The following is a 22,948-nucleotide window of genomic DNA, read 5'->3' on the forward strand; positions in this document are numbered from 1 at the left end:
TTCACGGTCACACTGCACCATCGTTTCTTGAATTAGTCAAGAAAGCGCACGCTAACTCTCGACCGCTGTCTGCGTCTCCAGCGCCGCAACCAGGAACTCTTCCGGAACATCCGGCCAGTCGGACTGCCAGCGGCCGGCTCGCTTGTCCTCGAGGAGTGCCGTCAGCGCGGGCACCATGCGCGGTCCGCCGTCGATCAGGTAGCGCACGAAGCCGATTCGTGCACACGTCGCGGCGATGGACGCCAGCACCGGCTTCGCTTCGTCGACCCGGCCCGCCGCGACCAGGCATGCGACGAGCAGGCGACTGGCCTGCATGGCCGCCCTCGGCCGACTCTCCCGTTCGACCCTGCGCACCCACTCCTCCGCGCGGCGACACGCGACGTCGGGCTCGTCGGCCGACTGCTTCCGGATCTCGGTGGCGTCGTCGAGCTGCGCGACGATCTCGGCGAAACCGAAATCGGGTTCGCGGTTGGCCTTCCCGGCAGTGGCCGGGGGCTGGGGCGAGGCCGGCAGACCGAGCCGGACCCGCTCGTTCTCGACCCGGGCCCGCAGCCGGGGAAGTCCCAGCGACGCCGCCGCGGACGCGCCCTCGTCGAGGTGGCGGGCGGCGGACACGACGTCGCCGCGCCCCGCCTTCAGCCGTGCGCCCGTGACGAAGCGGGCGATCATGAAATCGACTATGCCGCCCTCGGGCCCGAGCTCGTAGCTCTCGTCGAGGAGTCGTTCGGCCTCGTCGAGATGGCCCAGTTCGTACATCAGCTCGCCGAGGAGTGCGCCTGCAAGTCGTGCGGCATGTGAGTGGGTGCCTGCCGACTTCGTCGCGGTCTGCACGGCCAGCCGGAAGTTGTCCTCGGCCGCGGCGATGTCGAGTTGTTCCATCGCGGCGATGCCGGCGAAGGAGTACCCGTACATCGTACTGAACGGTCCGACGGTCCGCTGGTGGTACCCGGTGGCCCACTCCTGCAGGCGGCGTGCCTCCACGAAATCGAATTGGGCGATCGCGACGGCGGATGCGAGATTCGACCCCGCCGAAACCACCCACGCGCGTAGGGTTTCCGGGCGGGCCAGACATTCCGCGATGAGGTCGGGAACTCCCGCGATGCGATCGGACGACACCGCGATCACGGCGCGGACGATGTCGGCCTCCACGCGGATGTCCGCCTGTTCGGTCTCGCTCAGCTTCGAGGACTCGAGGGTCGACGCGACCAGCGAGAGCGACCGCAGCGTCGGCGCCACCCGCTGCAGCAGGATGTTCGCCCACGCGACCGCGATCTGGATGCGGGGACTGGACTCGACCAGCGGCCGCGGCAACTTGTCGACGAGGCCGAGCAGCGCGACCATCCGCGAGTGCTCCACCAGGTACATGCCCTGCTCCTCGACCACCGCGACAGCCACGTCGCGATCACCCGCCGCCAACGCGTGATCCACTGCGTCGCTGACGTAGTGGTGGTCGGCGAACCAGTGCGCGGCCGCGCGGTGCAGGTCCGCCACGCGCGACGGATGATCGCGCTCGAGGCGTCGGCGGAGATACTCGGCGAACAGGTGGTGGTACTCGAACCACTCCCGGTCCTCGTCGAGGCTGCGCAGGAACAGATCGCGCGATTCGACCTGTTCGAGCAGGGCCTGACCGCGGGTCACGTTCGCCAGCACGCAGGCGAGGTCGCCGCAGACCCGCTCGGTGACGGACGTGGCCAGCATGAAGTCGAGAAGCGCAGGCTCGAGTGTGCTGAGCACGTTCTCCGCCAGGTACTCACCGATCGCATGGTGGCGGCCCGACATGTGCCGGATGAGATCGCCGGGATCGGCGCGATCACGCAGCGACAGCGATGCCAGTTGCAGCGCCGCGACCCACCCGTCCGTGGTCTCCTCCAGCGCCTCCACGTCGGAGTCCTCCAAATGCAGTCCACCGAGGTCGACCAGGAACCGCTGCGACTCGGTGAGGTCGAAGCGCAAAGCCACGGAATCGATTTCGACGAGTTCGTCACGCACCCGCATCTTGGCCAGCGGAAGTCCTGCCTGGCTTCGGCTGCTCACCACCATCTGCAGGTGGTGGCAGCCGTTCTCGAGGATGAAGTCCATCGCGGCGATGGTGTCGGGCGACGTCACGCGATGCCAGTCGTCGATCATCACCACCACGTGGCGCCTGCTGTCGTGGACCTGATTCACCAGCGAGGTCAGCACATACCGTTCCGCTTCGGCACCGTTCTCGTCGAGCGCCTGACCCAGTTCGTCCGCCAGGGTCGGCTCGGCCCGGCGGATCGCTTCGACGAGGTGGGACAGGAACCACACGACATTGTTGTCGTCGTTGTCGACCGTCAGCCAGGCGACGGCGGAGCCGTCCTCGATGAGCACGTCGCGCCACTGCGCGGCCACCGTGCTCTTCCCGAAACCGGCGGGTGCGTGGATGAGCGTCAACCGCCTCCGCTGACCCAGCCGGAGCAGATCCAGGAGACGGGTGCGTTCCACCAGGGACCGCATCGGGGTCGGCGGCCGGAAGCGGGCCGCGGCGCTCGGCGGAGTGGCACCCGACCGCCGACGGTAGCTGCGACTGTGCCCGGACGTCGAGGACTGCGTGGTCGGCGCCGCCGTGTGCTCGGTGCGCGGGAACTCGTCGGCCGCCGCGGGGAGCGCCATCTCGTCGACGTCGAGCCCGTGCCTGCGCTCGATGTCGCGGAGTTCCTGGCCGAATTCCGCGGCCGAAGCCGGGCGGTCGGTCGGTTCCTCGGACATGGCGCGCTCGATGGCCGCGCACACGTCGTCGGGAATGTCCTCGCCCCGCAGGTCCGGAACCGGTTGCGTCGCAATGCGGAGGAACTGCGCGACGAGCCGCTCCCCGCTCCGCCGCTCGAACGCGGCGTGCCCGGTGAGCAGGCAGAACAGGGCGGCGCCCAGGCTGTACACGTCGGAAGCCGCGGACGGTGCGTCACCCCGGAGGACCTCCGGCGCCGTGAACGCAGGTGACCCGGTAATCATGCTCGACGTGGTCTCGAATCCACCCGTGACCCGCGCGATGCCGAAGTCCGTGAGCTGCGGTTCGCCGTATCCGGTGAGCAGGATGTTGGCGGGTTTCACGTCGCGGTGCAGGGTACCGAGCCGGTGCGCCGTCTCCAGAGCGCCCGCCAGCTTCACACCGACGCGCAGCGTTTCACTCCACGGCAGCGGCCCCTCGCGGCGAATCCAGGCGTCCAGCGAATTGCGCGAGTGGTACGGCATCACGATGTACGGCCTGCCGCTGCGCGTCACCCCGGACTGCAGGATGTCGACCACGTGGGGATGCCCCGACAATTTTCCCATCGCACGCTGTTCCCGCAGGAAGCGTTCGCGGTCCTCGCCGTCCAGATCGGAGGACAGCACCTTGATCGCGACCGTGCGGTCGAGCGCTGTCTGAAGGCAGCGGTAGACGACCCCGAACCCTCCCCGGCCGATCTCGCGGGCGTCGTCGAATCCCTCCGACGACAGCTCCGCGACGATGTCGGTCACGACGATCCGCTTGGTAGCCTGCGGATCCGAGTCGGTCGGCCCGGAACTGCTTTCCGGGTGTCGTGGCACACTCAATGAAATCACCTTCTCGGTGCACTGACGCCAGCATATCGCGGTCGCACGACACAGAGAGCGGTGTTCGAGAACGAGTAGACCCGAGGAGAATTCGACGGTGACGGATACCGGTATTGCGACAGCGGACACGAGCCTGGCCGAGCGGACCCTGGCCCAGCTCCTCGACGCGCGGATCAGTTGCAGGGCTTACCTACCGACGCAGGTGCCGCGCGACGTGATCGAGAGGATCCTCGAGCTCGCGCAGCAGACGCCGTCGTGGTGCAACACGCAGCCGTGGCAGGTCGCGATCACCGAGGGGGAGGGGACCGAGCGGTTCCGTTCCGGGCTGGCGGAGTACGTCCGCACCCACCCGCAGGAGTCCGACTTCGAGTGGCCCCGCGAATACGTCGGCGAGCACAAGCAACGCCGCCGGGAGTGCGCCATGCAGCTGTACTCCAGCGTCGGCATCGCGCCCGGCGACCGGGCCGCGTCGGCCGAGCAGACGATGAAGAACTTCGACCTGTTCGGCGCGCCGCACGTCGCGATCGTCACCACCCACGAAGCACTCGGCACGTACGGCGCCGTGGACTGCGGCCTGTACGTCGAGACGTTCCTCCTCGCCGCGCAGAGCCTCGGGGTCGCGACCATTCCGCAGGCCGCCGTCGCGGGAAGTTCGCGGTTCATCCACGACTTCTTCTCGCTCGGCGAGGACCGCAGGGTCGTCTGCGCGATCTCGTTCGGCTACCCCGACACCGAGAACCCCGTCAACGGATTCCGCACCCACCGGGAACCCGTCGCCAACGTCGCGCAGTGGGTGTCGCAGTAACGTGCTCGACTCCGAAGTGTTCGACCGGGACGCCCTGTTCGCCCGCCTCCGCCGCCGTCCCGACGTCGAAGCCCCCAACCTGACGGCCGTCGACGCCGCCGACCGGCTGATCCTCGACGAGGCCGCGGCGGCACTGTCGGCAGCGCGCCCCGGGACGCTCGCCGTGATCGGCGACCACTACGGTGCGCTCACCCTCGGCGCCGCGGCGACGCACGGCTCCACCGGGATCCGCGTGCACCAGGACCCGCTGACCGGCGAACTGGCGCTCGCCGCCAACGCCGCGACGGTCGGGCTCGCCGACCGGTACCGGTCGTGCGCGCTGTCTGAGGAGCTGCTCGCGGGCGCAACCGTCGTGCTGATGCAGCTGCCGCGGAGCCTCGGCGAACTGACCGAGGTCGCCGAGGCGATCGCCCGCCACGCCGACCCGTCCGTCGTCGTCTACGCGGGCGGACGCAACAAGCACATCTCCACCGCCATGAACGACGTGCTCGGTCGCTCGTTCTCCGACGTCCGCGCGACCCTCGGCAGGCAGAAGTCGCGGGTGCTGATCGCGAGCGGTCCGGTGGAGGTGGCGCAGCAGACGTACCCCGTCACCGATCATCTCGCCGAGATCGGGCTGGACGTCGTCTCGTACGGGGCCGCGTTCGCCGGCCCCAAGCTGGACATCGGGACCCGGTATCTCCTCGACTTCCTTCCGCGCGTGAACCCCCGGGCCCGCGCCGCGGTCGACCTCGGCTGCGGAACGGGCATTCTCGCCGTCAGCCTGGCCCGGCTCCTCCCGGAGGTGTCGGTGATCGCCACCGACCAGTCCTCCGCCGCGGTGGCGTCTGCCGCCGCCACCGCCCGCGCCAACGGACTCGACGGACGGGTCCGCACGCTGCGCGACGACGCCATGTCCACACTCGCCACCGACAGCCAGGACGTCGTCCTGTGCAACCCGCCGTTCCACGTGGGCGCGGCCGTCCACACCGGTGGCGCGTCGAAGATGTTCACCGAAGCCGGGCGGGTCCTCCGGCCCGGCGGCGAGTTGTGGACCGTGTACAACTCGCACCTCGGATACCGGGGCCGGTTGCAGCGGCTCGTCGGTCCGACCGACGTGGTCGGCCGGAATCCCAAATTCACGGTCACCCGGTCGGTGGCCTGACCGCCACGCCGACCGGCCTCGTCTGGCGGGTGTCCCCACGGCACCGGTAGAGTCCGAATTGTCCGACCCGAAAGCGACGAACGGGAACTTGCGGTGGGTGCGGGACGTTCAACGTACAAGAAACCCGGATCCACCCGGCGAGCCACGAGAAGGGATGTGCACGGTGCGCACCACCAGTAACCCGGTGTTCCGCAACCTGCCCAAACAAGAGGGCAGCGGCGGATACGCCTCGTTCGGATCTACGACGGCCGGCGCAGCGCAGGTCACGCAGCAGTTCGGTCAGCCGCAGTACACGCAGGCCGAGCCCTACCGGACGGGCCCCGACTACCGTTCGATGACCATCGACGACGTCGTCACCAAGACGGGTGTCACGCTCGGCGTGCTCACGGTGTCGGCGATCATCTCCTACTTCCTGGTGAACAACGACGCGAACCTCGCGACCCCGCTGGTCATCGGTGGTGGCCTCGTCGGTCTCGTGCTGGTCCTCGTGGCCACGTTCGGCCGCAAGATGGACAACCCGGGCATCGTTCTCGCCTACGCGGTGGCGGAGGGCCTGTTCCTCGGCGCCCTGTCGTTCATGTTCACCGACGTCACGTTCGGTGGAGTCGGGGGAGCGGCGCTCATCGCCCAGGCCGTACTCGGCACGTTCGGCGTGTTCTTCGGCATGCTCGTCGTCTACAAGACGGGCGCGATCCGAGTCACGCCCCGCCTGACGCGGATGATCATCGGCGCCCTCATCGGTGTCGTCGTCCTCGCCCTCGGCAACGTGATCGCCAGCTTCTTCACCGAAGGCGGCCTCGGTCTCCGCGACGGCGGTCCCCTGGCGATCATCTTCAGCCTCGTCTGCATCGGCATCGCCGCGTTCAGCTTCCTGCTGGACTTCGACGCCGCCGACCAGTTGATCCGCGCCCAGGCGCCGGAGAAGGCAGCGTGGGGCGTCGCATTCGGACTCACCGTTACCCTCGTGTGGCTGTACGTCGAGATCCTGCGACTCCTGAGCTACTTCAACAGCGACTAGCAGTTCCACGAGAAGGCCCCCGAGAGCATGCTCTCGGGGGCCTTCTCTGTTGTGCGGGCCCGGTTCGATTACCTCGGAGGTAATCGACGCGCGTATCCCGGCGGAGGAATGTCGTGTGCAGCAACCAGCACCACCCGAAGGAGCACGACATGAGCGCGTACGGAATGGCCCACCTCGAGAACGTCGACATGGGTCCGCAGATCGTCGAATACCTCGAACGCATCGACGGCACCCTCCGCCCGTTCTCCGGCAAGTTCATCGTCCACGGCGGACGCCAGGACGTGGTCGAGGGAACGTCCAAAGGCGCGTTCATCGTCATCGAGTTCCCCGACCGCGAGCACCTCGAAGGCTGGTACGCGTCCGACGCGTACCGGGAGATCCTCCCGCTCCGCGCCGAGCATTCCGACGGACTGGTGATAATGGCCGACGGAGTCGACGCCGACCACAAGGCCACCGACATCCTCGGGTAGGCGCTTCGCGCCCGTGAGTGGTTAACGAGTCTCTGCACTCGTCAACCACTCACGGGCCCGGAGGGCCTAGCTCAGGCGCTCGAGGACCATGGCCATGCCCTGCCCGCCGCCGACGCACATGGTTTCGACGCCGAACGTCTTGTCCTGCTCGCGGAGGTTGTTGAGCAGGGTGTTGGTGATGCGGGCACCGGTCATGCCGAACGGGTGGCCGAGGGCGATGGCGCCGCCGGAGATGTTCAGCTTGTCCTCGTCGATCTTCAGCTCGCGGGCCGATCCGAGAACCTGGACCGCGAACGCCTCGTTGATCTCGAACAGGTCGATGTCCGAGATGGACTTGCCCGCGATGGCGAGGGCCTTCTTGACGGCCTCGATCGGGCCCAGGCCCATGATCTCGGGGGACAGTCCGGACACCCCGGTGGACACGATGCGGGCCAGCGGGGTCAGGCCGAGGGCCTTGGCCTTGGTGTCGGACATGATGACGAGCGCGGCGGCGCCGTCGTTGAGGGGGCACGCGTTGCCGGCGGTGACGGTGCCGTCCGGCCGGAACACCGGCTTGAGCTGGCTGATGCCCTCGTAGGTGGTGCCGGCGCGCGGGCCGTCGTCGGCGGACACGACGGTGCCGTCGGGGAGGGTGACCGGGGTGATCTCCCGCTCGAAGAAGCCGTTCTTGATCGCTTCCTCCGCGCGGTTCTGGGAGCGGACGCCCCAGCGGTCCTGCTCCTCACGGGTGATGCCGGTGGCCGATGCGACGTTCTCGGCGGTCTGGCCCATCGCGATGTAGACGTCGGGAATCTGCTCGTCCCCGCGCGGGTCGGTCCACGCGACGCCGCCCTCGGCGAGCTTCGCGGTACGGGCCTCGGCATCGGCGAACTTCGGGTTCTTGGTGTTCGGCAGGCCGTCGGCGTTGCCGGTGACGAAGCTGGACACCGACTCGACGCCGGCGGAGACGAACACGTCGCCCTCGCCGGCCTTGATGGCGTGCAGTGCCATGCGGGTGGTCTGCAGCGAGGAGGAACAGTAGCGGTTGACGGTGACGCCGGGCAGGAAGTCGTAGCCCAGTTCCACCGCGACGACGCGGGCGATGTTGAAGCCCGACTGGCCGGCGGGCTGGCCGCAGCCGAGGAGCAGGTCGTCGATCTCGGTGGGATCGAGTTCGGGGACCTTCGCCAGAGCCGCGGCCACCATCTGCGTCGTCAGATCATCCGGGCGGATGGTCTTGAGCGAGCCCTTCATGGCTCGGCCGATCGGTGAGCGTACTGCGGAGACGATGACTGCCTCGGGCATGAAAACTCCTTTGTCAACTGCGGGGGTCTGCGCTGTGTTGCAGACCACCCGTTCTGTGGCCTTCCCGACAACTTACGTTGCCGGGCGGCACCGGGGACATCGCCATCTCACTCAGCGACCCGTCGCGTCCTGGACGCTGACGCCTCCTCGATCGCGAGGAGCTCGTCGAGGCTTGCAGGTGAGCGTCGCCGGGCACTGCGTCGCCACAGGAAACGGTTGAGCGAGGCTGTCATTCGGGTCGACAGCTTGCGTGATTCCGCGGCCTCCGACACTTCGGGCAGGTCGGGCAGCGGTCCGCCGTGCCACATGCCCAGAGCGGTCGCGAGAACGGGCACGATCTGCATCGCCGCCAATTCGTACCCCGCCGCGGACGGGTGGAAGTGGTCGGAGGAGAACATCCGGTCGGGGGCCGCCAGGAACTCCGGCGCCAGCAGGTCGGCCAACGCCACCGGGTGGCCACCCGCCGCGCTGGTCGCGGCCGCCTGCGCCCGGGCCAGGCGCAACCCCCACGTCCGGACGACGGTCCGCAGGGGCTGCGGAATCGCGGTCACCACCCCGAGGTCGGGACAGGTTCCGACGACGACCGCGCAGTCGTGGGCGCGGAGCCGTTCGACCGCTTCCCCGAGCCTGCGCGCCGACGCCCGAATCGAGTTCTTGGACGTCACGTCGTTGGCGCCGACCAGGATCACGGCGGCGTCCGGCGGCGGTCCGGCCACGAACATCGCGTCCACCTGTCCGCTGAGTCCGCGGGATGTGGCGCCGCCGATGGCTTTGGTGCTCAGCCGGATCCGCTTGCCGGTCTCGTCGGCGAGGCGCCTCGCGATCTGCACACCGGGCACTTCGTCCGCGGACAGGCATCCCACCCCGGCGGCCGTGGAGTCGCCGAAAATCATCAGATGGACGTCGTACGAGACGGTCCGTAGCCAGCGTTCGGGGACCGCGGCGCCGGGGGAGTAGACGCCGTCGGCCTCCGGCGGCTTGGCGACGTTGCGCCCGATCACACCGCGGGCCGCCGTCGCCTGGGACATCAGATAGGAGTACGCCGCCCACGACAGCGTGCCTGCGCTCGAACCTGCCACGACAGCCGCGGCGCCGGCTTTCACTCCGCTCTGCCAGGTCCTCTTGGGCACTGGTCTCACCTTTCCGCTACCTGGTGCTCATCTCACGGGTTCCAGCGGACTGCGTCCGCACCAATCTAGTCGGATCAGGGCCCCCGTGCCGGACGTCTGTGAGCATCGGATCAGGGCATCTGGGAGCATGGAGGCATGCGCATCGCGGAACACGTCGTCGACCTGATCGGCAACACCCCTCTCGTCAAGCTCTCTTCTGTCATCGGGGAGAACCACGGGACCGTTGCAGCCAAGATCGAATACCTCAACCCGGGTGGAAGCTCGAAGGACCGCATCGCGGTCAAGATGATCGACGCCGCGGAGGCGTCCGGTGAGCTGAAGCCGGGTGGGACCATCGTCGAGCCCACGTCCGGCAACACCGGCATCGGCCTCGCCCTGGTGGCCCAGAAGCGCGGATACAAGTGCGTGTTCGTCTGCCCCGACAAGGTCAGCGAAGACAAGCGGAACGTCCTCAAGGCCTACGGCGCCGAGGTCGTGGTGTGCCCCACCGCGGTCGCGCCCGAGCACCCGGACAGCTACTACAGCGTCTCCGACCGGCTCGCCCGCGAGCTCCCCGGCGGCTGGAAGCCCAACCAGTACTCCAACCCGGGCGGCCCGCAGAGCCACTACGAGACCACCGGCCCCGAGATCTGGGCCGACACCGACGGCAAGATCACGCACTTCGTCGCGGGCGTCGGCACCGGCGGCACCATCACCGGCACCGGCCGCTACCTCAAGGAGGTGTCCGGCGGAAAGGTGAAGGTCATCGGCGCCGACCCCGAGGGCTCCGTGTACTCGGGTGGCACCGGGCGTCCGTACCTGGTCGAGGGTGTGGGCGAGGACTTCTGGCCGACCGCCTACGACCCGTCCATCCCGGACGAGATCATCGCGGTGTCCGACGCCGACTCCTTCGAGATGACCCGTCGTCTCGCGCGCGAAGAGGGCCTGCTGGTCGGCGGTTCGTGCGGCATGGCCGTCGTCGCCGCACTCGAGGTCGCCAAGCGTGAGGGCCCCGACGCCGTCATCGTCGTCCTGCTGCCCGACGGTGGTCGTGGATACCTCTCGAAGATCTTCAACGACAAGTGGATGGCGTCCTACGGATTCCTCCGGACCCCGCTCGACGGCAAGCCCGACGAGAAGACCGTCGGCGACGTGCTGCGCGGCAAGTCCGGCGAACTCCCGGACCTCGTCCACACCCACCCGTCCGAGACGCTGCGCGACGCCATCGAGATCCTCCGCGAGTACGGGGTGTCCCAGATGCCCGTCGTCGGCGCCGAGCCGCCCGTCATGGCCGGTGAAGTGGCAGGCAGCGTCACCGAGCGCGACCTGCTCAGTGCCGTGTTCGAGGGACGCGCACATCTGGCCGACCCGGTGGAGAAGCACATGAGCAAGCCGTTCCCGCTCATCGGGTCGGGCGAGCCCGTGTCGGCCGCCACCAAGGCGCTCGGCGACACCGACGCGCTGATGGTCGTCGACGACGGTAAACCCGCCGGGGTCATCACCCGCCACGACCTTCTCGGGTTCCTCAGCGCCGGCTCCTAGACGACACGTCGAGGGCCGGGCACGACAACTCTGGTCCCCGCTGCGCACGGAACGTACGGTGCACAGCGGGGCACCGGTCCGGTGTCCGTGAGGGGGAATCACAGTGAGTGTTCGTCTACGTCGTGTTCTGGTGGTGCCGGTCGCCCTGCTCGGGTTCGCCGCCGCCGGATGCGGGAACAGCATCGAGGGTGCCGCGGTCGCACAGCCGGGATCGTCGGACGTCGACTCGGTGTCTTCGGGAACGTCTCCTTCCGGGGCGTCCGCTGACTGCGCCGCGCTGACGAAGGCACTCGGCCGGCTGGTGTCGGACCGGCCGCATCTCACCGAGGCCGTCCTGCCCGGCTCGACCGATCCGACGTGCTCGTGGTCCAAGGGACCGACCAATGTCATGAGCACCATCACCGCGTCGGTCAAGCCGCAGGTGACGGATCCTGCCGTCCTCGTCGAGATGCGGAACGGGACGAACGTCGTCCCCGACCCCCGTTCCGCCGAGTTCGGCGGGGTGGTCCTCGACGTCGTGGCCATGGCCCTGCTCACCCCGGAACACAGCATCATCGTCAACGCGCTCGACCCCTCCGTCAGCGACGCGACCAAGCTCGAGGTCGCGTTCGCGATCGCGGAGTATCTGGAGAATTAGGTCCCCACTAGGCTGGGGGCCATGAGTGAGCAGCGCAGCAAAGCGGACAACATCAGCTGGCAGGGGTTCTCCACCAAGGCCGTGCACGCAGGATTCGACCCGGACCCGCAGACGGGCGCCGTCAACGTCCCGATCTACGCGAGTTCGACGTTCGCGCAGGACGGCGTCGGCGGCATGCGTAACGGATTCGAATACGCCCGCACCGGCAACCCCACCCGGCGACCGCTCGAGGCCAACCTCGCCGCCCTCGAGTCGGGCACGTACGGTCGCGCGTTCGGCTCGGGCATGGCCGCCACCGACTGCCTGCTCCGTGCCGCGCTCCGCCCCGGCGACCACCTGGTCATCCCGAACGACGCCTACGGCGGCACGTTCCGCCTGATCGACAAGGTCTTCACCCAGTGGGGCATCGAGTACACGCCCGCCGCGGTGTCCGACGTGGACGCGGTCCGGGCAGCCATCCGGCCCAACACCAAGCTCGTGTGGGTCGAGACGCCCACCAACCCGCTCCTCAACATCGGTGACATCGAGGCACTGTCCGACGTCGCGCACGAGGCCGGCGCGAAGATCGTCGTCGACAACACGTTCGCCTCGCCGTACCTGCAGCAGCCGCTGCAGCTCGGCGCCGACGTCGCGCTGCACTCGACCACCAAGTACATCGGCGGACACTCCGACGTCGTCGGCGGCGCACTCGTCACCAACGACGAGGAACTCGACACGGCGTTCGCGTTCCTGCAGAACGGTGCAGGCGCGGTCCCCGGACCCTTCGACGCGTTCCTCACGCTCCGCGGCATCAAGACCCTCTCCCTGCGCATGGAGCGGCACAGCGACAACGCCGAGAAGGTCGTCGAACTGCTCACCGGGCACTCCGCGGTGTCGCAGGTCATCTACCCCGGACTCGAGTCGCACCCCGGCCACAAGGTCGCGGAGAAGCAGATGCGCCGCTTCGGCGGCATGATCTCGGTCCGCCTCGCCGGCGGCAAGCAGGCCGCGCTGGACTTCTGCTCGCGCACCGAGATCTTCACGCTGGCCGAGTCGCTCGGCGGCGTCGAATCGCTGATCGAGCACCCGGGCGCCATGACCCACGCCTCCACCGCCGGTTCGCTGCTCGAGGTCCCGGACGACCTCGTGCGCCTGTCCGTCGGCATCGAAGATGCCGCCGACCTCGTGGGCGACATCGAGCAGGCGCTGAAGTAGGCGCCTCCGGCGCCCGTGCGTGGGTGACGAGCCTCTGGACTCGTTAACCACGCACGGGGCGCGGAGCGCCCTATGCTGGCCCGCGTGGAGCCTGTCACGCTGGATCAGATCAGAGCAGCTCGTAAGCTGCTGGACCCCGTCATGCGCCGGACGCCGGTGATCGCGTCCCGGGCGCTGTCGGAACGATGCGGGCACGTCGTGTCGCTGAAGTGCGAAAACCTGCAGCGCACAGGATCTTTCAAACCGCGCGGTGCGTACAACCGGATCGCGAATCTGTCGGTCGCCGAACGGGCGTGCGGGGTGGTGGCGGCCAGTGCGGGCAATCACGCGCAGGGTGTGGCCTGGGCGGCCACGGAACTGGGCATCCCGTCCACCGTGTTCATGCCCACCGGCGCACCACTTCCGAAACTCGTCGCCACCAAGGCGTACGGCGCCACCGTCCACCTCACCGGGGACACGGTGGACGACGCTCTCGTCGCCGCGAAGGAGTTCGCGGACGAGACCGGCGCCGTCCTCATCCATCCCTTCGATCACGTCGACATCGTCGCCGGACAGGGGACTGTCGGGCTCGAGATCCTCGAGCAGGAACCCGACGTCGGCACGCTCGTCGTCCCGACCGGCGGTGGTGGGCTGATCGCGGGCATCGCCGCGGCGGTCAAGGCCACCCGGCCGGACGTGCGGATCGTCGGCGTCCAGGCCGAGCAGGCGGCCGCGTGGCCGCGTTCGCTGGCGGAGGGCCGTCCGATTCCGCTGGAGACCATGTCGACGATGGCCGACGGCATCGCGGTCGGCCGGCCCGGCGACGTGCCGTTCGCCCACGTCGGCTCGCAGGTCGACGCCATCGTGACGGTCAGCGAGGACGCGCTGTCCCGGGCGCTGCTCCTGTGCCTCGAACGCGCGAAGCTCATCGTGGAGCCTGCGGGCGCAGCGGCGGTGGCTGCGTTGATCAGCTGCTCGACGGAGGAGCTGGGACTCACCGGGAAGGTGTGCGCGGTGCTGTCCGGCGGCAACATCGACCCGTTGCTGCTCACCCACGTCGTCAATCACGGCCTTCGGGCGGCCGGACGGTATCTCGGTGTGCACGTGACCATTCCGGACCGACCGGGTGGTCTGGTCAGCCTCCTGGGCGTGATCAGCGGCAACGGCGCCAGCGTGGTGGACGTCGTCCACTCCCGCACCGGCGGCGCGCTTGCGCTCGACGAGGTGGAGGTGTTCCTCACCGTCGAGACCCGTGGCCCCGGCCACCGGCAGGATCTCCTCGACGCACTGCGCGACGCCCAGTACGCAGTTCGCCTGCAGGAATAGCCGGACCTAGCTCGGCCACCCGCCCAGGGTGATCACCCGGAACTCCTGATCCACCAGCCGGGCAGGCCGCTCGAGGTTGGTGAGCCAGTCGATCGCACCGCCGCCCATCCCCACCGCGGCCGTGCTCGACGCGTGCGCGGTGGTGCACGACTCGGCCACCACGGACACGGTCCGCCACAACGAGATCGAGTCGGGATGCAGCGGCTTGACGGTGCTGGCGGTCGCGACGGCCGCACCCGACGGGATCGACACCTGACAGGTGGGGTCGCCCGGCAGGTCCTGGACCTGGACCTGCCAGCCGCCCGGTGGCGTGGTCCCGGCGGTGGCGATGTCTCCGCCGAGCGCCACCAGGACGCCACACCCGAGCAGCTCCGCCGTCGTCGACGCACAGTGGTCGGCGGAACTCGCCCGCGCGGTCGCCGTCAGGTCGAGATCCACGCCGGCGGGGAGCGTGACCTCGGTGCCGTCGACGGTGATCGACCGCCACGACTGGGGTGCGGGGGCCGACGCCGTGGGGTCGAGTGCGCCCTCCGTGGTGCGCGCTGCGGCGAGGGCGTCGGTCAGGAACCGCGCGAACATCGGTGTGACCGTGTTCGGCCCCTCGTCGAGGGAGCGGATCTCGGCGTCCGCGCGGTCCCGGTTGACGGCGGCATCGGCGGCCGCGAGGTAGCCGCGGATCAGGTTCGACGCCGAACTCAGGGCGTCGGGGTCGGTGACGACGATGCGTGCGTGCACACCCCAGGTGGACCATTCGGTTGCGCTGCGTGCGCTGGTCATGTGGTAGTTCTCCGGTCGCGCGATCTCAGGAACCGCTGGACACGGCGTCCGGTGCGCCGAATCCTGCCGAGACCAGGGGCGCTGCCACCGTCGAATCGGGGGTCGCGGGGTCCGCTGCCGCCGCCATACCACCACCGGCGACCAGTCCGGCGATTCCGGCTGCCGCGAGGACGCGGCGAACGGGAAGCAGGCGGGAAATCCGTCGGTCTTCACTCATGCCGACCAGCTTCCCCGACGAACCTTAGAACAACCTGGGAAGAATCTGTCTCTCCTCGCCGAGTGCACAGTTGGTGCAGCGCACGCCCGGCGCGTCGCATGCAGTCGTGCCCGACAGCCGTGATTCGCCAGGTGTCGCGCTCCCGCAGGTCACGGTAGGGAACGGATCAATCCCGCAGAATCGCCTCGCATCTGCTGTGCCCCGTCGTAACGTGAACTCACTCGGTTAGGTGCACCGAGGAGGAGGAGCGCACGTATGTCAGTTGATGCAGCGGCGATCATCGTGGCGATCACCACCGCAGCGGGGGCCATCGTTCAGGGAGCGGACATACCGCAGCCGGTGAAAGATCAAGCAGCAGAAGCAATTCAGGTGGTCGAGCAGGCCTCACCCGACGTTCAGAAACAAGTAAACGACGCATTGTCGACCCTCCCCGAACCGGCCCGCGTGCAGGCCGAGCAGATGGTGGCCCAGGCCTCGGATGTGGTGAAGCAGGCAACCGACCCCTACATTCCGCCGCCACCCGCCGTCGAGGCGGCTCCGCCGCCTGCTCCGGTTCCCCCACTGGCGCTGCCGGACACGCCACTCGACCAGCCCCCAGCGATGAGCGCCCCCGACGTCGGAAACGCGATCGGGGGCCTCGCCGCTCTGCCGGGGGTCCCCGCCCTGATCAGCGGACTCGGGTCGCTGATCCCGTCCGTCCCCGCCGGCTTCCCCGGTGTCTCGCTCGCGCCGGTCGGCGCCATCGCCGTCTTCGCGCCGTGGATCCGCAAGGCCGGGTCGCTGTGCGAGGGCATCAAGCCGCCGACACTGGCGGCCCTGTACTCCGTCGAGAACGGCTTCCGATACGGCGCGACCTCACCGGTGTCCCGGGCGGGCGCCCGCGGTCCCGGCCAGTTCATGCCCCCCGCGTGGGCGAAATACGGCAAGGACGCGGACGGCGACGGCAAGGTCGACATCAACGGCGTCGCCGACCCGATGATGGCGTCCGGTCAGATGCTGTGCGATCTGTTCGGGCAGATCGAGGGCTGGAAGAAGGAGGGTGTGGTCAAGGGCGACACCCTCGACCTCACGATCGCCGCGTACAACGCGGGTGCGGGTGCGGTCCGGACCGCGGGTGGCATGCCCGCCGGCAAGTTCGACTACGAGCACGAAACGCAGCCGTACGTCGGGCGGATCCGATCGCTGGAGGAGTCGTTCGCGCGGATGCTGTCGCCGTTCTTCTACGGTGCGGCCGCCGGTGACACGAGCCGCGTCGTCGAGGCGGCCATGCGGTTCATCGGTCTGCCGTACGTGTGGGGCGGCGGCAACATCAACGGACCGTCCGGCGGCGGTTTCGACTGCTCGGGGCTGACGTCGTTCGCCGTGTACGCCGCCACCGGCGTCAAGCTGCCCCGGACGTCGGAGACGCAGTGGAATGTCGGCGTGGAGGTGCCGCTGTCGCAGGCCAGGCCCGGAGACCTGCTGTTCGGCAACTGGCAGTCGGGTGGGCCGGGACACGTGGCGATCTACGTCGGCAACGGTCAGATGCTGCACGCCCCGACGACGGGTGACGTGGTGCGCATCGGCCCCGTGTTCGCCGACATGAAGGCCCGCAGGGTCTTCTGATCCCGCCCACCGGCGTCAGTGCAGAAAACTCCGGCCCGGGCGCTGGGCCCGGACCGGAGTTTTCGGCGGTGGATCCGAGATCAGCTGTGGTACGGCTCCGCGCTGACGAGCGTCACCTTCATGCTGCTGCCGTTGGGCAGCGTGTATTCGCGGGTTTCGCCGACCTTCGCCTCGAGCAGTGCGCCACCCAGCGGGGAGTTGGGGGAGTAGACCTCGAGCTTGTTGTCGCGTGCACCCTCTTCGCGGGTGGCGATCAGGAACGTCTCGGTGTCCTTCTCGTCGCCGTCGTAGTACACCTTCACCACGGAGCCGGGCAGTGCGACACCGGACTGGGTGGGCGCTTCACCGACCTTCGCGCTGTTCAGGAGTTCCTGAAGCTGGCGGATGCGTGCCTCCTGCTGACCCTGCTCTTCGCGGGCCGCGTGGTAGCCACCGTTCTCCTTCAGATCGCCCTCTTCGCGACGCTCGTTGATCTCGGCGGCGATGACCGGACGATTGGCAATGAGCTGGTCGAGTTCGCTCTTGAGCCTGTCATGTGACTCCTGGGTCAGCCAGGTCACCTGGGTCTCGGTCATCTCGATCACTCCCTCGTAGTTGGAGCCGCCGGGCTCCCTCGACAGACCACTGCAACAGCAGTGATCAACGGCTCGGCAGAATTCGACGGCCGGGGCCGTTCGATCTCCGCCTTGCCGCCAATGCAGCAATACACGGTTCCAAACCGGAACCGTGTACCAGGCGATTCTAGCACGATCGGGGAGCGCAAACCCCGAATAACCCGAACGGTCGCTCGGGTGCGCTGGTGTCAGCCGCCGGTCAGATAGGCGGGAACGTCCAGGCTGCAGCCGTAGATGTCGCCCATCGCGGGCGGGCGCGACGTGTAGACGGGGGCGGTGACTTTCACCGTCTGGTCCTCGCCGCCGGCGATGTAGACCTCGCGCCTGCCGGTTTCGGAACCGTCCTTGGAGCGGGAGCGGACGATGCAGACCGCCGCCTGGGACGGATCCTCGCGGGTGACGGTGAACGTGATGTCCAGCTGCGATTCACTCACCAGATCGAACGACGTGGCCTCACTGTCGATCTCGGAGACGGCGAACTTGTTGTAGGCGACGAACGCCACGATCACACCGACGACCAGGACCGCCGCGGACAGCGCCCACACGAGCCAGCGCTTCGGGCGCGCAGACTTTGCCTCGGCTGTGTATCGGCCCGGGGGAAGCGTTCTCGTCATCTCTCAACTCTCGTACCGCTCCGGTTCCACGTAACTCGCAGCACTCGAGCGGGGGCACGGCTGCAAGCGGAACTCTCGGGTGGAACTATAGAGGACGTGCGTCAGTGCGCCGTCAGCGATGGCGGAGGGCGAGAGCGCGCGACACGGACAAGCCGGCAACGGCTACTGGCGAAGTTGAGGTGAACGAATACGTGAGCGGATTCCGGCTCATGGCCGTCCATGCCCATCCCGACGACGAGTCGAGCAAGGGTGCCGCGACAACGGCCCGTTACGCCGCAGAGGGCAACGAAGTGAAGGTCGTGACGTTGACCGGTGGTGAACGTGGCGACATCCTCAACCCCGCGATGGACGTGCCCGGGGTGCGGGACCGCATCCACGAGGTACGCATCGAGGAGATGGCCGAGGCGGCGCGCATCCTCGGAGTCCAGCACCAGTGGCTGGGATTCGTCGACTCGGGTCTGCCCGAGGGGGACCCGAAGCCGCCGCTGCCGGAGGGCTGCTTCGCGCTCGTTCCGCTCGAGGAGTCGACCGAGGCGCTGGTGCGCGTGATCCGCGAGTTCCGTCCGCACGTCATGACCACGTACGACGAGAACGGCGGCTACCCGCACCCCGATCACATCCGGTGCCATGAGGTATCGATGGCCGCGTACGAGGCCGCTGCCGACCCGGAGCGGTTCCCCGACGCCGGGGAACCGTGGAAGGTGCAGAAGGTCTACTACTCGCACGGCTTCATCAGGAAGCGTCTCCTGCAGTTCCAGGAGGAGTACGACCGCCGCGGCGAAGAGTTCCCGATGGCCGAGTGGCTCAAGAAGTGGAAGACCGAGCAGGGCGACCTGATGGCACGCGTCACCACCCAGATCACGTGCGGCGACTATTTCCCGCAGCGTGACGACGCGTTGCGGGCCCACGCGACCCAGATCGACCCGAACGGCTCGTTCTTCGCGGTTCCGCTCGAGATCCAGCAGAAGATCTGGCCGACCGAGGAATTCGAGCTCGCCAAGACCCGCGTCACCACCTCCATCCCGGAGAACGACCTGTTCGCGGGCATCAACGAGGACGGACAGCAGTGAATGCGTTGACGGTGAGCATCGTGGCCGGCGCGGCGGACGTCCTGGCGCAGACGCCGAGCACGCCGTCCGGTCCCGAGTTCGGCAAGGCGTCGCCCATCGGCCTCGTCGTCATTCTCGCGCTGCTCGCGGGTGTGGTGCTGCTGGTGCGGTCGATGAACAAGAAGCTCAAGAACCTGCCCGAGACGTTCGAGCCGGAGCACCCCGAACCGGACCAGGAAGTGGACGAGGGCACCGACCGCGGCGCGATCCACGGTGGCGGGCCGAGCAGCACCGAACCGCCGAAGCCGACGGACACCCCGCCGAACCTGCAGAAGTAGTCGAACAGGAGCCGGACATGGACCCACGCGCACAGAACACACTCGGTGGGTCCACCAGCCCCTATCTGCGACAGCACGCCGACAACCCCGTGCACTGGCAGCAGTGGGGTCCGGCGGCGACCGAGTGGGCGCGTGAGCGGGACGTCCCGATCCTGTTGTCGATCGGATACTCGGCGTGCCACTGGTGCCATGTGATGGCCCACGAGTCCTTCGAGGACGAGGCGGTGGCGTCGCTGATGAACGAGCATTTCGTGTGCGTCAAGGTCGACCGCGAGGAGCGTCCGGACCTCGATGCCGTGTATATGAACGCCACGGTCGCGATGACCGGCCAGGGCGGCTGGCCGATGACGTGCTTCCTCACTCCCGACGGCGCCCCGTTCTACTGCGGCACCTATTACCCGGCCGAGCCGCGCGGCGGGATGCCGTCGTTCACCCAGTTGCTGGGGGCCATCGCCGACACGTGGCGGGACCGCCGCGGTGACGTCGACGACGCGGCCGCCTCGGTGGTCGCCGAGTTGCGGCGGGGAGCCGGCGGCATCCCCGAGGGCGATGTCCGCGTGGACGCGGCCCTGCTGGACGCGGCTGCCGGAGCCGTGCTGCGGGACGAGGACGCCGACCGCGGCGGGTTCGGGGGAGCCCCCAAGTTCCCGCCGTCCGCGCTGATGGAAGGCCTGCTGCGCACGTACGAGCGGTCCGGTGACGACGACGTGCTCGGTGTCGTGGCGCGGACGGCGTCGGCGATGGCGCGCGGCGGCATCTACGACCAGCTCGGCGGCGGCTTCGCCCGGTACTCGGTCGACGCCGCGTGGGTGGTGCCGCACTTCGAGAAGATGCTCTACGACAATGCCCAGCTGCTGCGCGTGTACGCGCACCTGGGCCGGCGCACGGGCTCGGACCTGGCCGTCCGGGTCACCGAGGAGACCGTCGAGTTCCTGCTGCGCGATCTGCGCACCGACAACGGGTCGTTCGCGTCCGCCCTCGACGCCGACACCGAGGGCGTCGAGGGACTCACGTACGTGTGGACCCCGGAGCAGCTCGTCGAGGTTCTCGGGCCGGAGGACGGGGAGTGGGCGGCCCGGGTGTTCGCGGTGACCGCGGACGGGACGTTCGAGGCCGGCACGTCCGTTCTGCAGCTTCCGCGCGATCCGGACGACTGGGACCGCTGGCGCCGGATCCGGTGCACGCTGCTCGATCGGCGTGCGACGCGGCCGCAACCGGGACGCGACGACAAGGTGGTCACCGCCTGGAACGGCCTCACGATCACCGCGCTCGCCGAGGCCGGTGCCGGACTCGGCAGGCCGGAGTGGGTGGCCGCGGCCGCCGATTGCGCGCGTGCGGTGCTGGGCTTGCACGTCGTCGACGGGCGGCTGCGGAGGGCGTCCCTGGGAACGTCCGTGGGCGAATCGGCCGGGGTGCTCGAGGACTACGCCTGCCTGGCGACGGGCCTTCTCGCGTTGTATCAGGCGACGGGCGACAGCGAATGGCTGACGCACGCGCAGGCGCTGCTGGACCGCGCCCTGATCCATTTCGCCGACGACGAGCGGCCGGGCACCTGGTTCGACACCGCTGACGACGCCGAGACCCTGGTGACCCGTCCCCGCGACCCGGTCGACGGTGCGACGCCGTCCGGAGCGTCGTGCCTGGTCGAGGCGCTGGTCACCGCGGCCGTGGTGACCGGCGCGGACGCGTCGGGACGGTACGCAAGTGCGGCCGCCGAATCGCTCGACCGGGTGGCACTGCTTCTGGAGCGTGCACCGCGATCGGCCGGGCACTGGCTCGCGGTGGCCGAGGCGTCGGTGCGCGGCCCGATCCAGGTGGCCGTGGCAACCGACGGCGATTCCGTCCTGCTTCGGGAGGCGCGCAGACTCGCCCCAGGGGGTGCCGTCGTGGTCGGCGGCGCACCGGACTCGTCGCCGCTGCTCGCCGACCGGCCGCTGGTCGGCGGCGCGTCCGCGGCGTACGTGTGCCGCGGGTTCGTGTGCGACCGCCCGGTGTCGACGATCGAGGACCTGGGTGTCGCGTTGAGCCGGTAGTCCGGCCTACCGGAACACCACCAGCCACACGGCGATGTAGTGGCACAGGGCCGCGATCACGGTGGCGGCGTGGAAGAACTCGTGATGCCCGAACGTGGTCGGCCACGGGTTGGGCCACTTGGTGGCGTAGAGGATCGCGCCGACCGAGTAGAGGATGCCGCCGATCAGCAGCAGCACCATCGGTAGGACGCCGACCTCGTGTGTCAGTTCGGGTGCCACCGGCACGATGGCCCAGCCGAGCAGCAGATAGAGCGGCACCCCGACCCAGCGCGGTGCCGTCGGCCACAGCATTTTCAGCGCGACGCCGGCGAGCGCACCCGCCCACACGACGATCAGCAGGGTCCGTCCTGTGTCGGGCGGAAGCCCCAGCACCGCGAACGGGGTGTAGCTGCCGGCGATGAACAGGAAGATCATCGAATGGTCCGCGCGCTTCATCCACGTGCGTGCCGAGACGGTGTTCCAGTGGATGCGGTGGTAGGTGGCGCTGACCCCGAACACACCGCACACCGTGAGGCTGTAGACGGCGGTGGCGAGCGCCGCTTCCCCGGACACCTGGGTGCCCGACAGTGTGACGAGGACGATGCCGGCGATCACGGAGACGCCGAACGCCCACAGGTGGATCCACCCTCGCAGTCGGGGCTTGACGGGCAGTTCGTCGAGGCCGAAAGCGGTCACTGAACACCTCTTCTCGCTGTGCGTGGCGCTAACCTACGCAACCGTAGGTTAGCTTGTGGTGAGAGCGTACCCGTCGGTAGCAGCAAGTCGTGCGCTGTGTGACGGCCGTCGCGGATCACCTTCGGGTGCGGCGTACTCTTGCGTGTCATGGTGATCTCCAGGTGAGTGCGCGAGGACTGCTGTACAGCATCTACGAGCGTCGTCTACTGAAGCGGCTCGACGGTCTACAGCACCCTCGGCACATTGCCGTGATGTGCGACGGCAACCGGCGGTGGGCCCGCGAAAACGGCTTCGAGGACGTCAGTCACGGCCACCGCATGGGCGCCCTGAAGATCTCCGAGCTGCTCGGCTGGTGCGACGCCGCGGGCATCGAGATGGCGACCATCTACCTGCTGTCCACCGAGAACCTGCGCCGCGACCCCGGGGAACTCGACACCCTGCTCGAGATCATCACGGATGTCGTCGAGGAGATCTCCGGCCCCGACAAGAACTGGAGCGTCAAGATCGTCGGCGCCCTCGACCTCCTGCCCTCCGAACAGTCGCGCCGTCTGCGCGACGCGGCCGCCGGGACCGAGGGGCGCACCGGCACCCACGTCAACGTCGCGATCGGCTACGGCGGTCGCCAGGAGATCGCCGACGCCGTGCAGTCGCTGCTGAGCGAGAAACTCCTCGCGGGACTGTCGGGGGACGAACTGGTGAAATCGATCACAGTCGATGGCATCGACGGTCACCTCTACACGTCCGGCCAGCCCGACCCCGACCTCGTGATCCGCACGTCGGGGGAGCAGCGGCTGTCGGGGTTCCTGCTGTGGCAGAGCGCCTACTCCGAGATCTGGTTCACGGAGGCGTACTGGCCCGAGTTCCGCCGTGTCGACTTCCTCCGCGCACTCCGCGACTACGCCGCCCGGCACCGCCGCTTCGGCGTCTGACGTGAGTGGCGAAGCGTGCCGGAACACACTTCGC

Annotated in this window: 21 protein-coding genes; 13 read left to right on the plus strand and 8 right to left on the minus strand. The window is 68.8% G+C overall.

Annotated features, from left to right (window positions below):
• Positions 1-51: 51 nt before the first annotated feature.
• On the minus strand, positions 52-3,549 hold the full coding sequence (locus CJ177_RS02445) for a serine/threonine-protein kinase (protein ID WP_061700282.1): 3,498 nt from the start codon (positions 3,547-3,549) through the stop codon (positions 52-54).
• Positions 3,550-3,652: 103 nt separating this feature from the next.
• Here CJ177_RS02445 and CJ177_RS02450 point away from each other — a divergent pair, with 103 nt between their 5' ends.
• The 4 genes from CJ177_RS02450 (at position 3,653) to CJ177_RS02465 (ending at position 6,992) form a co-directional block, all read left to right on the plus strand.
• Positions 3,653-4,360, plus strand: coding sequence for a nitroreductase (locus CJ177_RS02450; RefSeq protein WP_005238958.1), 708 nt, complete (start codon positions 3,653-3,655; stop codon positions 4,358-4,360).
• Position 4,361: 1 nt separating this feature from the next.
• Positions 4,362-5,504, plus strand: a complete 1,143-nt coding sequence (locus CJ177_RS02455) for a class I SAM-dependent methyltransferase (RefSeq protein ID WP_095867207.1) — start codon at positions 4,362-4,364, stop codon at positions 5,502-5,504.
• Positions 5,505-5,667: 163 nt separating this feature from the next.
• Positions 5,668-6,522, plus strand: coding sequence for a Bax inhibitor-1/YccA family protein (locus tag CJ177_RS02460; protein ID WP_179443148.1), 855 nt, complete (start codon positions 5,668-5,670; stop codon positions 6,520-6,522).
• A gap of 149 nt (positions 6,523-6,671) precedes the next feature.
• On the plus strand, positions 6,672-6,992 hold the full coding sequence (locus tag CJ177_RS02465; RefSeq protein WP_061700338.1) for a DUF1330 domain-containing protein: 321 nt from the start codon (positions 6,672-6,674) through the stop codon (positions 6,990-6,992).
• 66 nt (positions 6,993-7,058) lie between these two features.
• Here CJ177_RS02465 and CJ177_RS02470 read toward each other — a convergent pair whose 3' ends face one another.
• Both CJ177_RS02470 and CJ177_RS02475 read right to left on the minus strand, forming a co-directional pair.
• Entirely contained in the window at positions 7,059-8,276 is a 1,218-nt protein-coding gene (locus CJ177_RS02470) for an acetyl-CoA C-acetyltransferase (protein ID WP_095867208.1), read from the minus strand.
• A gap of 107 nt (positions 8,277-8,383) precedes the next feature.
• The gene (locus CJ177_RS02475; RefSeq protein WP_061041595.1) at positions 8,384-9,406 is read right to left on the minus strand and encodes an SGNH/GDSL hydrolase family protein; all 1,023 of its coding nucleotides are present in this window, start codon (positions 9,404-9,406) and stop codon (positions 8,384-8,386) included.
• Between the two features lie 135 nt (positions 9,407-9,541).
• Between CJ177_RS02475 and CJ177_RS02480 the strand changes: the two genes are divergently transcribed.
• The 4 genes from CJ177_RS02480 to ilvA all read left to right on the plus strand — a co-directional run bounded on the left by CJ177_RS02480 (position 9,542) and on the right by ilvA (position 14,063).
• Positions 9,542-10,927, plus strand: a complete 1,386-nt coding sequence (locus tag CJ177_RS02480; RefSeq protein ID WP_005238969.1) for a cystathionine beta-synthase — start codon at positions 9,542-9,544, stop codon at positions 10,925-10,927.
• 103 nt (positions 10,928-11,030) lie between these two features.
• On the plus strand, positions 11,031-11,564 hold the full coding sequence (locus CJ177_RS02485; RefSeq protein ID WP_061700279.1) for a hypothetical protein: 534 nt from the start codon (positions 11,031-11,033) through the stop codon (positions 11,562-11,564).
• Between the two features lie 21 nt (positions 11,565-11,585).
• A complete protein-coding gene (locus CJ177_RS02490) occupies positions 11,586-12,758 on the plus strand; it encodes a cystathionine gamma-synthase (protein ID WP_005238973.1) in 1,173 nt (390 codons plus the stop codon).
• Positions 12,759-12,830: 72 nt separating this feature from the next.
• Entirely contained in the window at positions 12,831-14,063 is a 1,233-nt protein-coding gene (gene ilvA / locus CJ177_RS02495) for a threonine ammonia-lyase (RefSeq protein ID WP_005253726.1), read from the plus strand.
• 6 nt (positions 14,064-14,069) lie between these two features.
• Here ilvA and CJ177_RS02500 read toward each other — a convergent pair whose 3' ends face one another.
• Both CJ177_RS02500 and CJ177_RS02505 read right to left on the minus strand, forming a co-directional pair.
• On the minus strand, positions 14,070-14,840 hold the full coding sequence (locus CJ177_RS02500) for an FAD:protein FMN transferase (protein ID WP_095867209.1): 771 nt from the start codon (positions 14,838-14,840) through the stop codon (positions 14,070-14,072).
• A gap of 25 nt (positions 14,841-14,865) precedes the next feature.
• Complete coding sequence (locus CJ177_RS02505; protein ID WP_009479096.1) at positions 14,866-15,057, minus strand: hypothetical protein; 192 nt, start codon at positions 15,055-15,057, stop codon at positions 14,866-14,868.
• 255 nt (positions 15,058-15,312) lie between these two features.
• Here CJ177_RS02505 and CJ177_RS02510 point away from each other — a divergent pair, with 255 nt between their 5' ends.
• The gene (locus tag CJ177_RS02510; protein WP_061041598.1) at positions 15,313-16,662 is read left to right on the plus strand and encodes a bifunctional lytic transglycosylase/C40 family peptidase; all 1,350 of its coding nucleotides are present in this window, start codon (positions 15,313-15,315) and stop codon (positions 16,660-16,662) included.
• 80 nt (positions 16,663-16,742) lie between these two features.
• Here CJ177_RS02510 and greA read toward each other — a convergent pair whose 3' ends face one another.
• Entirely contained in the window at positions 16,743-17,237 is a 495-nt protein-coding gene (greA, locus tag CJ177_RS02515; RefSeq protein WP_005238978.1) for a transcription elongation factor GreA, read from the minus strand.
• Positions 17,238-17,464: 227 nt separating this feature from the next.
• A complete protein-coding gene (locus CJ177_RS02520; protein ID WP_005238979.1) occupies positions 17,465-17,890 on the minus strand; it encodes a DUF4307 domain-containing protein in 426 nt (141 codons plus the stop codon).
• A gap of 191 nt (positions 17,891-18,081) precedes the next feature.
• Between CJ177_RS02520 and mca the strand changes: the two genes are divergently transcribed.
• The 3 genes from mca to CJ177_RS02535 are packed head-to-tail and all read left to right on the plus strand — an operon-like array spanning position 18,082 to position 21,310.
• Entirely contained in the window at positions 18,082-18,960 is an 879-nt protein-coding gene (gene mca / locus CJ177_RS02525) for a mycothiol conjugate amidase Mca (protein ID WP_005238981.1), read from the plus strand.
• Positions 18,957-19,277, plus strand: coding sequence for a hypothetical protein (locus CJ177_RS02530; RefSeq protein ID WP_025432157.1), 321 nt, complete (start codon positions 18,957-18,959; stop codon positions 19,275-19,277). The genes mca and CJ177_RS02530 overlap by 4 nt, the downstream gene beginning before the upstream one ends.
• Positions 19,278-19,294: 17 nt before the next feature.
• Positions 19,295-21,310, plus strand: coding sequence for a thioredoxin domain-containing protein (locus tag CJ177_RS02535; RefSeq protein ID WP_095867210.1), 2,016 nt, complete (start codon positions 19,295-19,297; stop codon positions 21,308-21,310).
• A 6-nt stretch (positions 21,311-21,316) separates the two neighbouring features.
• On the opposite strand, the gene CJ177_RS02540 is transcribed toward CJ177_RS02535, so the two are convergent.
• Positions 21,317-21,985 carry a hemolysin III family protein gene (locus tag CJ177_RS02540; protein WP_005238985.1) on the minus strand — a complete coding sequence of 223 codons (669 nt, stop codon included), beginning with the start codon at positions 21,983-21,985 and terminating at the stop codon, positions 21,317-21,319.
• 161 nt (positions 21,986-22,146) lie between these two features.
• Here CJ177_RS02540 and CJ177_RS02545 point away from each other — a divergent pair, with 161 nt between their 5' ends.
• Positions 22,147-22,914 (plus strand): isoprenyl transferase, encoded by a 768-nt coding sequence (locus CJ177_RS02545; RefSeq protein WP_005572244.1) that lies wholly within the window; start codon positions 22,147-22,149, stop codon positions 22,912-22,914.
• The last annotated feature ends 34 nt before the right edge of the window (positions 22,915-22,948 follow it).

Origin of the sequence: Rhodococcus sp. ACPA1, assembly GCF_002300195.1 — a bacterium.
GTDB lineage: Bacteria > Actinomycetota > Actinomycetes > Mycobacteriales > Mycobacteriaceae > Rhodococcus_F > Rhodococcus_F opacus.

What these genes read in the sequence shown, in the direction of transcription:
- CJ177_RS02465 (WP_061700338.1), top strand. Translation starts at nt 6,672, where the DNA reads ATGAGCGCGTACGGAATGGCCCACCTCGAGAACGTCGACATGGGTCCG.
- CJ177_RS02470 (WP_095867208.1), bottom strand. Translation starts at nt 8,276, where the DNA reads ATGCCCGAGGCAGTCATCGTCTCCGCAGTACGCTCACCGATCGGCCGA.
- CJ177_RS02480 (WP_005238969.1), top strand. Translation starts at nt 9,542, where the DNA reads ATGCGCATCGCGGAACACGTCGTCGACCTGATCGGCAACACCCCTCTC.
- CJ177_RS02490 (WP_005238973.1), top strand. Translation starts at nt 11,586, where the DNA reads ATGAGTGAGCAGCGCAGCAAAGCGGACAACATCAGCTGGCAGGGGTTC.
- ilvA (WP_005253726.1), top strand. Translation starts at nt 12,831, where the DNA reads ATGCTGGCCCGCGTGGAGCCTGTCACGCTGGATCAGATCAGAGCAGCT.
- CJ177_RS02500 (WP_095867209.1), bottom strand. Translation starts at nt 14,840, where the DNA reads ATGACCAGCGCACGCAGCGCAACCGAATGGTCCACCTGGGGTGTGCAC.
- CJ177_RS02505 (WP_009479096.1), bottom strand. Translation starts at nt 15,057, where the DNA reads ATGAGTGAAGACCGACGGATTTCCCGCCTGCTTCCCGTTCGCCGCGTC.
- CJ177_RS02510 (WP_061041598.1), top strand. Translation starts at nt 15,313, where the DNA reads ATGTCAGTTGATGCAGCGGCGATCATCGTGGCGATCACCACCGCAGCG.
- greA (WP_005238978.1), bottom strand. Translation starts at nt 17,237, where the DNA reads ATGACCGAGACCCAGGTGACCTGGCTGACCCAGGAGTCACATGACAGG.
- CJ177_RS02520 (WP_005238979.1), bottom strand. Translation starts at nt 17,890, where the DNA reads ATGACGAGAACGCTTCCCCCGGGCCGATACACAGCCGAGGCAAAGTCT.
- CJ177_RS02535 (WP_095867210.1), top strand. Translation starts at nt 19,295, where the DNA reads ATGGACCCACGCGCACAGAACACACTCGGTGGGTCCACCAGCCCCTAT.